The sequence below is a fragment of the Protofrankia sp. CiP1_Cm_nod1 genome (assembly GCF_920888515.1).
Taxonomy (GTDB): Bacteria; Actinomycetota; Actinomycetes; order Frankiales; family Frankiaceae; genus Protofrankia.
The window spans coordinates 1-7,465 of record NZ_CAKKTM010000112.1 but is presented as its reverse complement, the minus strand read 5'-3'; the positions used below and the strand labels follow the sequence as shown (position 1 = coordinate 7,465).

Genomic DNA, 7,465 nt, shown 5'->3' with positions numbered 1-7,465 from the left:
AAGGCTACCGCATGTGGTGGCAGCGCCGCCCCACCCGCGCCGACCGCACCCGGATCGTCGGCCCCCCGCCCGTACGCGGCGCCTGGCGGCACATCTGGAAACCGGCCCTGGTGGTCACCGCCCTCGTGACCGCGGCGATCGGCTGGGCACTGCCCGTCCTCGGCGTGTCCCTGGGTGCCTTCATCCTGATCGACATCCTGGTATGCCTGGCACGTAGCCGGTCACGAGGGCAGCACGAGACCTCGGCCGCCTGACCGGAGCGGCGCTCGCGACGAGCTGGCCGTAGCGGCACGGTGCCGCACACCGCGGCGGTCAGCTCGTCGCCCAGTCGTTCCAGGCCCTTCCCGGGGTAGGCACGACCGGAGCTGTGGGACGGCGAGCCGGTCGTCGCGGGCACCGTCGCGCCTATGGAGGAGGGCGGGCCGGCCGTCCCCCGAGCCATGGCCTGCCCCAGCCTCACCGTGCTCGGCAACACCCTGCGGTTGCGGCGTTTCTCACCGGCTGCACCGCGATGGACAGTTCGCACCTGAGACGTCCTCGACTGGCATTCCGGCGAGTAGCAGCCCGGGTGGTCCAGCCGTCCCTACCGAGCCGAAACAGCACGACAGTGGCTAGAGCGCCGGTCAAGTAGCGCGGATCCCATCCATGACCATCCGTACAGGCCATGATCCATGGATAGTTTGTCGTTGTGTACGCTTTTTGGCTGCAAAAACGTACACAACGACAAAATTACGCTGATCTTCTTCGGTGGCCGACGTCCATCGAAGCGTGCCGCCGCTCAGGGGGGATACGTATGGGGTTACCTGACCGGCGCTCTAGGACCGCGTCGCTGCCGGCTACATGCTGTAGTCGGCAGCGGCCGTTGTGTCGGAGGAATCGAACCAGTCGATCAGCCTCTGACCTGGGCATCTTCCCGTCAACCCAGCAGCGGAACTCATAGAGTACACCTATTTGACCAGGTCAGGACGTTATAACTCATCGTGGTGGAGGTGGCGGGAATCGAACCCGCGTCCTCCGGCCCCGCAACAGGACTTCTCCGGGCGCAGCCTGCTTGTTGTTTCTCAGCCCCACCGGTCACGCAGGCAAGCCGGTGTGGGCTCAGTCACTGTGAGGTGTTCCTTGCCGATCCCGTGACCGGATCAGAAGGTGATCCTCCTGGCGACGCCAGGTCCTGAGCCGGAGGCACTCTCAGGCTGACGGCTACTTGATCCCGCTCAGGCCGCGAGGGCGAAAGTGCGGGGTGTAGCAGACTGCGACTTGTTGGCAGTTGTTTCTTCGAGCGGATCGTTTACGAGATAACCGCTCATCCTCGGCCCGCTTCCCCTATCCCGACGTCCGAAGTCGAAACCGGTCACCCCCGTGTCATGTTGGTTCATATCACGCTAGCCGACACGTTGATCAACATGTCGGTCAACGCTGCTTTCATGTTCATCCTACCCGAGTCGCCGCACCATGACACGCCCTGGTCAACGTGACGCGCCCTGGCCCGACGCCAAACAGCCAACGTCGAACGTGCCGGACGTGTTCCCGTCGGCGCACCGGCTGGTTCGGGCGGCACCGGGTGATCCATCAGAGATCTTGAAAGGCCGGCCGGCGAACTCAGGGGACCTCAGTCGTCGCGGCCCTTGGCCCGTCGTCCCATGGCCCGGGAGACCTCGCGTGACGCGTCCCGCTCGGCGAGCACCTGGCGCTTGTCGTAGGTCTTGCGCCCCCGGGCCAGGGCGATCTCCACCTTCGCCCGGCCGTCCTTGAAGTACAGGGACAGCGGGACGAGGGTGAGGCCGCCCTCCCTGGTCTTGCCGACCAGCTTGGCGATCTCGTCGCGGTGCAGCAGCAGCTTGCGACGCCGCCGCGGGGCATGGTTCGTCCACGTGCCCTCGGTGTACTCGGGGATGTGCGCGCCGTGCAGCCACGCCTCCCCGTCGCTGATCTGCGCGAAGGCGTCCACCAGGGATGCCCGGCCCGCGCGCAGCGACTTCACCTCGGTGCCCTGCAACACGATCCCGGCCTCGATGGTGTCGAGGATGGTGTAGTCGTGCCGGGCACGCCGGTTCTGCGCAACCAGCTTCCGGCCGGTCTCCTTGGCCACGTTCGGGGTACCTCATTCTTTCCCTACCAGGTTCCACCGAGGTTACGCCGCCGCCGACCAGCCACGCGGAAGCACAGCGATCACGCCGCCGCCGGCCGTCCGGCGACCCCCTGAGGGTCGGCCAGCCTTCCAGCCCGCTGCCTAAACACGCAGGTGGCGGCGTAGCGCGACAGAAGCCATCGCCGCGGACGCCCCGGTGCCGACCAGCAGGACGCCGGCCACGGCGGCCCACACCGCGTCCCAGCCGAAAAGCGGGAACGCCGTCTGGCGGGCGAACCGGTGATCGACGAGGTAGATCTTGCCCGCGATCAGCGCGGCCGCGGCGAACAGGCCACCGACCATCCCGGCGACGGCGCTCTCCAGCACGAACGGGGCCCGGATCGTCCCGTTCGTCGCCCCCACCAGACGCATGATCGCGGTTTCCCGGCGCCGGCCGTGCGCGGAGACCCGGATCATCGTGTAGATCAGCGCGAACGCGGCCAGCGCCTGGACCGCGGCGAGCGCGAACGCGCCGATGGTGCAGGCGTCCAGGATCCGGTAGAGCGGGGCGAGCAGGGCACGCTGGTCACGGACCCGGTCGACCCCGTCCCGTCCGGCGTAACCGGTGATGATCTCGCCGGCCCGGCGCGGGTCGGCGAGCGTGAGACGGAACGAAGCGGGCAGGTCGGCCGCGTTCACCCCGCTGACGATGTCGGGTGAGTTGCGGAAGTCGCGCCTGAAGCGCTCGAACGCCTGCGCCTTGTCCTCGTAGCGGACGGCCTGCACCAGGGGGTCGGCACGCAGGTCGGCCGCGAGGGCGTCGCGTTCGGCGCCGGAGATGTTGTCGTCGAGGTCGATGACGGCCTGGATGCGGTCCAGGAGGAAACCGTCGACGGTGTGGGCCTGGGCCCGCAGCAGCAGCCCGGCGCCGAGCAGGGTCAGGCAGATGGCCACGGTGACGATCACCGCGACGGAGGTCGCCAGGTTGCGCCGCAGGCTGGTGAGGCCGATCGCGAGCAACGCCCCGGCGCGCATCCCGGCCATGTCCTCGCTGCCGCTGCCCGGCGGCCTGGGAAGCCGGAGCCTCCCGAGCCCGCCGAGCCCGCCCGAGCCGTCCGGCCCGCTCTTCCCGTCGGGCCTGCCCGAGCCGTCGGCCCCGCTCTTCCCGCCCGGCCCGCTCTTCCCATCCGGTCTGCCCGGCTCATCCGGTTCATCGGATAGGCCTGGTTTGTTGGGTTTATCAGGCTTACCGGGCTTGCCGGGCTTTGTGGTCACGGCGTCAGGGGGCCGGCTCGTAGCCGCCGGATGCCTGGTCACGCACGAGCGTCCCGTGCTCGAGCTCGACGACCCGTCGGCGCATGGTGTCCACCAGGGCGGCGTTGTGGGTGGCCATGACGACGGTCGTCCCCACCCGGTTGATCGCTCCCAGCAGGTTCATGATCCCAGCTCCGGTGGCCGGGTCGAGGTTGCCGGTGGGCTCGTCGGCGAGCAGCACCTGGGGACGCGCGACCAGGGCCCGGGCCACCGCGACCCGCTGCTGCTCGCCGCCGGAAAGCTCGTCGGGGTAGCGGTTCTCCTTGCCAGCGAGCCCGACCAGACCGAGCACCTCGGGCACGACCGTGCGGACCACGTGCCGCGGACGGCCGGTGACGTCCATGGCGAAGGCGACGTTGCCCGCGGCGGTCCGGTCCGCGAGCAGCCGGAAGTCCTGGAAGACACAGCCGACCTGACGGCGCAGCAGCGGTACCCGACGGTCGGGGATGCTCGCCACGTCCCGGCCGGCGAACTCGACCACGCCGGAGGTGGGCCGCTCCTCCCGCAGCAGCAGCCGCAGCAAGGTGGACTTGCCCGAGCCGGACGGGCCGACCAGGAAGACGAACTCCCCTGCGGTGATCTCGAGGCTGATGTCGTCCAGGGCGGGCCGCGTGCCGCTATGGTAGCTCTTGGTCACCGATGTCATACGTATCATCGCGGGCACTCCCGGCTTTCGCGGATCTCCGGGCACGCGGTCGTGCCCGCCCCCGGCTCCGGACGGGCGGATGCCCCGACCGCCGGCGAAACGATCCCCGGGCGCGACGGCTCCGCCCTCGCTCCCGCCCCTTCGCTCAAAGCCATGATCGTATATCCTTTAACCATAGAGCATCAATGTTGACACACTGCGTCATCATCAGATGCTAAAACAAGATCTCTTTTAGTTACCCGACGCACATGTCCGGATGTCGACATGTTGGTGCGCGGTGCACGCCGACGGATGCACGGCGCGCACTGCCGATCACGCGCCGGCACGTTGCCCGCGGGCCCGCCAGCCGCGACCCGGGCACACTCCGACAGGAAACGGACACGGCACGACATGACATGACATGACACGGCCACGACCACGACCACGACCACGACCACGACACGACACGACACGACACGACGTTGACATGGATCAGTCACAATTCAGTCGCGCTCCGGTCACATTCCGGTCACATTTTGGTCACGTTCCGGTCATGGCTCGGTTGTGCTCCAGCCTCGGGCCGACCGCGGACCGGTCACGGTTCGACCGTGGTCTGGTCACCGTCCGCTCTGTCATCGCCGGTGCGGACGAGCGTCCGGTGAGCGGGCAGGTGGACAGGGCCGATCGCTCGTCAGATAGTGGAACTTTCCTTGGCCGCCAGACATTGTGCGGGGCGGACAGGCCGTGCACGCGGCGGCCGGCTGTTCGTCACCATCGCGCGCCAGCCGGACACAGGGCAACCGGACGCAAGGGAGGTCGACGGCATGTGCTGCGAGGACCTGGTATGCGCCCGATGCGCCGGGCCAGTGGCCGAGGCCCGGTGCCCGTCCTGCCGGTCGGCTCGTGACTCGATGCACCACTCGTCCTTCACGATCACTCCGCAGCTGCTGATCGCCGTTGTCGCGGTGCTCCTGATGCTCGCCCTGCTGGCCGCCCATCACGGCTGAGCCAGGGCGGACAGCCCTCCCGGTCGCTTCCAGGGCACGTGCGGCGTGGGCGCGACGTTGGACGGGTAGCCCGACCGGACGCGACGCACCGTCGCCGGCCGTCAGGACATCGACCGTGAGGAGAGCGGATGCCGTCTGTCAGCATGCCGCGGCCACGCGGTCGCGCCGGCCGGGCGGCGGGCGGTCACGGTCCCGCCCGTGCGGCCCTGCGCGCCCGCGCGGCGGTAGCTCTCATCGGCCTGGCCGGGATCGTCCTTGCCGGCTGCGGCTCGACCGGTACCTCCCAGGCGGACGATCCCGCGGGCACGTCCACCGGCTCCGGTCAGGGTGGTTCGCACCAGGACGGCTCACAGCGGCCGGAGACGGTTGCCAGCGGGCTGCGGGTGCCCTGGGGCCTGGCGTTCCTTCCCGACCGTTCCGCGCTGGTGGCCGAACGTGGCAGTGGCCGCATCCTGCGCGTGCCGGCGAACGGCGGCACACCCACCGAGGTCATGCGCATTCCTGACGTAGCGGCCGGCTCCGGTGAAGGCGGTCTGCTCGGTCTGGCGGTCTCCCCCGGCTATGCCACCGACCATCTCGTGTACGCCTACTACACCACCGCCACCGACAACCGGATCGTGAGATTCCCGCTGCCGTCGGGTGACACACCGCGGGCGGCCGTCGAACCGATTCTCACCGGGATCGCGAAGGCCACCATCCACAACGGTGGACGTATCGCCTTCGGCCCCGACGGCATGCTCTACGCCAGTACGGGTGACGCCTCGGAAAAGAGCAGGGCCCAGGACGCGTCCAGCCTGAACGGCAAGATTCTGCGGATGCGTCCCGACGGTTCGGTACCGGCCGGCAACCCCGGCCCGGATTCGCTCGTGTACAGCCTCGGCCATCGCAACGTCCAGGGCCTGGCCTGGGACTCCGCCGGTCGGCTGTGGGCCACCGAGTTCGGCCAGAACACCTACGACGAGGTCAACCTGATCCAGCCCGGACACAACTACGGATGGCCCCTTGTCGAGGGCAGGGGTGACACCGACGGCGGCCGCTTCACCAGTCCCTTCGTCACCTGGAAACCCGCCGAGGCCTCCCCGAGCGGGGCCGCGATCATCGGTAGCACCCTGTATGTGGCCGCGCTCCGCGGCGAGCGGCTCTGGGCCGTCCCTCTTGACGGAAAGGGTGCTGGAACACCGCACGCTCTTCTGGACGGCGCATTCGGGCGCCTGCGCACTGTCGTGGCCGCTCCCGACGGATCCCTGTGGATTACGACCAGCAACACGGATGGACGTGGCTCACCACGTGACGGCGATGACAGAATTCTGCGTCTCACCTCGTTCTGACCGCCGCGAACCGGTCCCGGCCACCATGAGCCGGCCCCGGCGGACAGTCTGATGACGTCCCGGCTGTCGAGATCTCCAGGCGGATACGGGCTGAGGCTGCCCAACCGCCGCGTGACGCTGCGCGCCAGCGCATCCGGCCCGGGCCCCACGGACGCCCGGAGGACGGGCCACAGCGCGACCGGTCGCGACACGACCGGACGCGACGTCTGTGCTCTCGGCAGGCCCGGGCCCCCGCATGCCGGCGATCCGTCCGGCGATCCGTCCGGCGCGGGCTGGACGCTGCGCTACCCCGCCGGCACAGTGCTGATCGTGGCCGGCATCCCCGGGGCCGGCAAGAGCACACTCATCCGGCACGTGTTCGGCGACATCACGGACCCGGGCCCGAAGCCGAGCCCGGAGCCAGGCTCGGACCCGAGGGCACGGACGCGGGGCGCCAGGCCGCTGATCCTGGACTCCGCCGACATCCGGACCGCGTTACGGGCCCGCCTCGGGCCGCGCCTGCCGTACCGGCTGTACCGGCCCGCGGTACACATCGCGCACTACGCCCGGATCGCGTGGATGACGGCCCGGCACGGTGAGAGCCTCGTCGTCCACGAGTGCGGGACGCGGCGATGGGCGCGCCGGGCCATCACCGGGCTCGCCCGAGCACGCCACCGGCCCGCCCATCTCATCCTGATCGACGCACCGTCGGCGGACGCGCTCGCGGGACAACGGGCCCGGGGCCGGACGGTACGTTCCCGCGCGTTCCGGCGCCACGAACGGTCGTGGGCCCGGCTGCGGGCCGCGGGCCCGGCGGCGCTGTACCGCGAGGGCTGGTCGTCGGCCCGGGTTCTCGACCGCCGCGACGCACGCACCCTGAACGCGATCCGTTTCGGCTGAACGGCGGAACGCCCGACGGCGCCCGGCGGGCCCGGCGCGGGGCGTGATCACGAGCTGTCGGGGGCGAATCCGAGTGCCTCGTCCGTGGCGTGCATGACCTCGTCGAAGTCGAGGCCCATGCCGAGCAGCAGGTCCACCGCGGCCGAACGGACCTGGCCCACGATCACCACGGCGGGCAGCGTCTGTTCCGGTGACAGCGCCCGCGCGGCCAGCCGGACGGCCCGCATGGCGCTGCGGTGCGCGT

The 7,465-nt window shown here is 69.9% G+C and carries 6 protein-coding genes, 1 other RNA gene and 2 pseudogenes; 4 read left to right on the top strand and 5 right to left on the bottom strand.

Annotation, left to right across the window (positions count from 1 at the left end; all coding sequences use genetic code 11):
• Positions 1–254 (top strand): annotated as a pseudogene (locus NBX02_RS05525) (PepSY domain-containing protein); the annotation flags it as partial.
• A 727-nt stretch (positions 255–981) separates the two neighbouring features.
• On the opposite strand, the gene ssrA reads toward NBX02_RS05525, so the two are convergent.
• The 4 genes from ssrA to ftsE form a co-directional block, all read right to left on the bottom strand.
• Positions 982–1,359: a transfer-messenger RNA gene (gene ssrA / locus NBX02_RS05520) on the bottom strand.
• A gap of 250 nt (positions 1,360–1,609) precedes the next feature.
• Positions 1,610–2,089 carry an SsrA-binding protein SmpB gene (gene smpB / locus NBX02_RS05515; RefSeq protein WP_250286617.1) on the bottom strand — a complete coding sequence of 160 codons (480 nt, stop codon included), beginning with the start codon at positions 2,087–2,089 and terminating at the stop codon, positions 1,610–1,612.
• Positions 2,090–2,230: 141 nt separating this feature from the next.
• Positions 2,231–3,103: a permease-like cell division protein FtsX gene (gene ftsX / locus NBX02_RS05510; protein ID WP_250290281.1), complete on the bottom strand. Its 873-nt coding sequence runs from the start codon at positions 3,101–3,103 to the stop codon at positions 2,231–2,233.
• Between the two features lie 244 nt (positions 3,104–3,347).
• Positions 3,348–4,037 carry a cell division ATP-binding protein FtsE gene (gene ftsE / locus NBX02_RS05505; protein WP_250290277.1) on the bottom strand — a complete coding sequence of 230 codons (690 nt, stop codon included), beginning with the start codon at positions 4,035–4,037 and terminating at the stop codon, positions 3,348–3,350.
• 794 nt (positions 4,038–4,831) lie between these two features.
• On the opposite strand from ftsE, the gene NBX02_RS05500 reads away from it, so the two are divergent.
• The 3 genes from NBX02_RS05500 to NBX02_RS05490 all read left to right on the top strand — a co-directional run bounded on the left by NBX02_RS05500 (position 4,832) and on the right by NBX02_RS05490 (position 7,221).
• Positions 4,832–5,014, top strand: coding sequence for a hypothetical protein (locus tag NBX02_RS05500; RefSeq protein ID WP_250286612.1), 183 nt, complete (start codon positions 4,832–4,834; stop codon positions 5,012–5,014).
• A 128-nt stretch (positions 5,015–5,142) separates the two neighbouring features.
• Entirely contained in the window at positions 5,143–6,342 is a 1,200-nt protein-coding gene (locus NBX02_RS05495) for a PQQ-dependent sugar dehydrogenase (protein ID WP_250286610.1), read from the top strand.
• Positions 6,343–6,393: 51 nt separating this feature from the next.
• Positions 6,394–7,221, top strand: coding sequence for an AAA family ATPase (locus NBX02_RS05490; protein WP_250286608.1), 828 nt, complete (start codon positions 6,394–6,396; stop codon positions 7,219–7,221).
• A gap of 47 nt (positions 7,222–7,268) precedes the next feature.
• Here the strand turns inward: NBX02_RS05490 and NBX02_RS05485 are convergent.
• Positions 7,269–7,465 (bottom strand): annotated as a pseudogene (locus tag NBX02_RS05485) (FUSC family protein); the annotation flags it as partial.

Coding starts and splice junctions, on each gene's coding strand:
- ftsX (WP_250290281.1), bottom strand. CDS start 3,103: ATGCGCGCCGGGGCGTTGCTCGCGATCGGCCTCACCAGCCTGCGGCGC.
- NBX02_RS05500 (WP_250286612.1), top strand. CDS start 4,832: ATGTGCTGCGAGGACCTGGTATGCGCCCGATGCGCCGGGCCAGTGGCC.
- NBX02_RS05490 (WP_250286608.1), top strand. CDS start 6,394: ATGACGTCCCGGCTGTCGAGATCTCCAGGCGGATACGGGCTGAGGCTG.
- NBX02_RS05495 (WP_250286610.1), top strand. CDS start 5,143: ATGCCGTCTGTCAGCATGCCGCGGCCACGCGGTCGCGCCGGCCGGGCG.
- ftsE (WP_250290277.1), bottom strand. CDS start 4,037: ATGATACGTATGACATCGGTGACCAAGAGCTACCATAGCGGCACGCGG.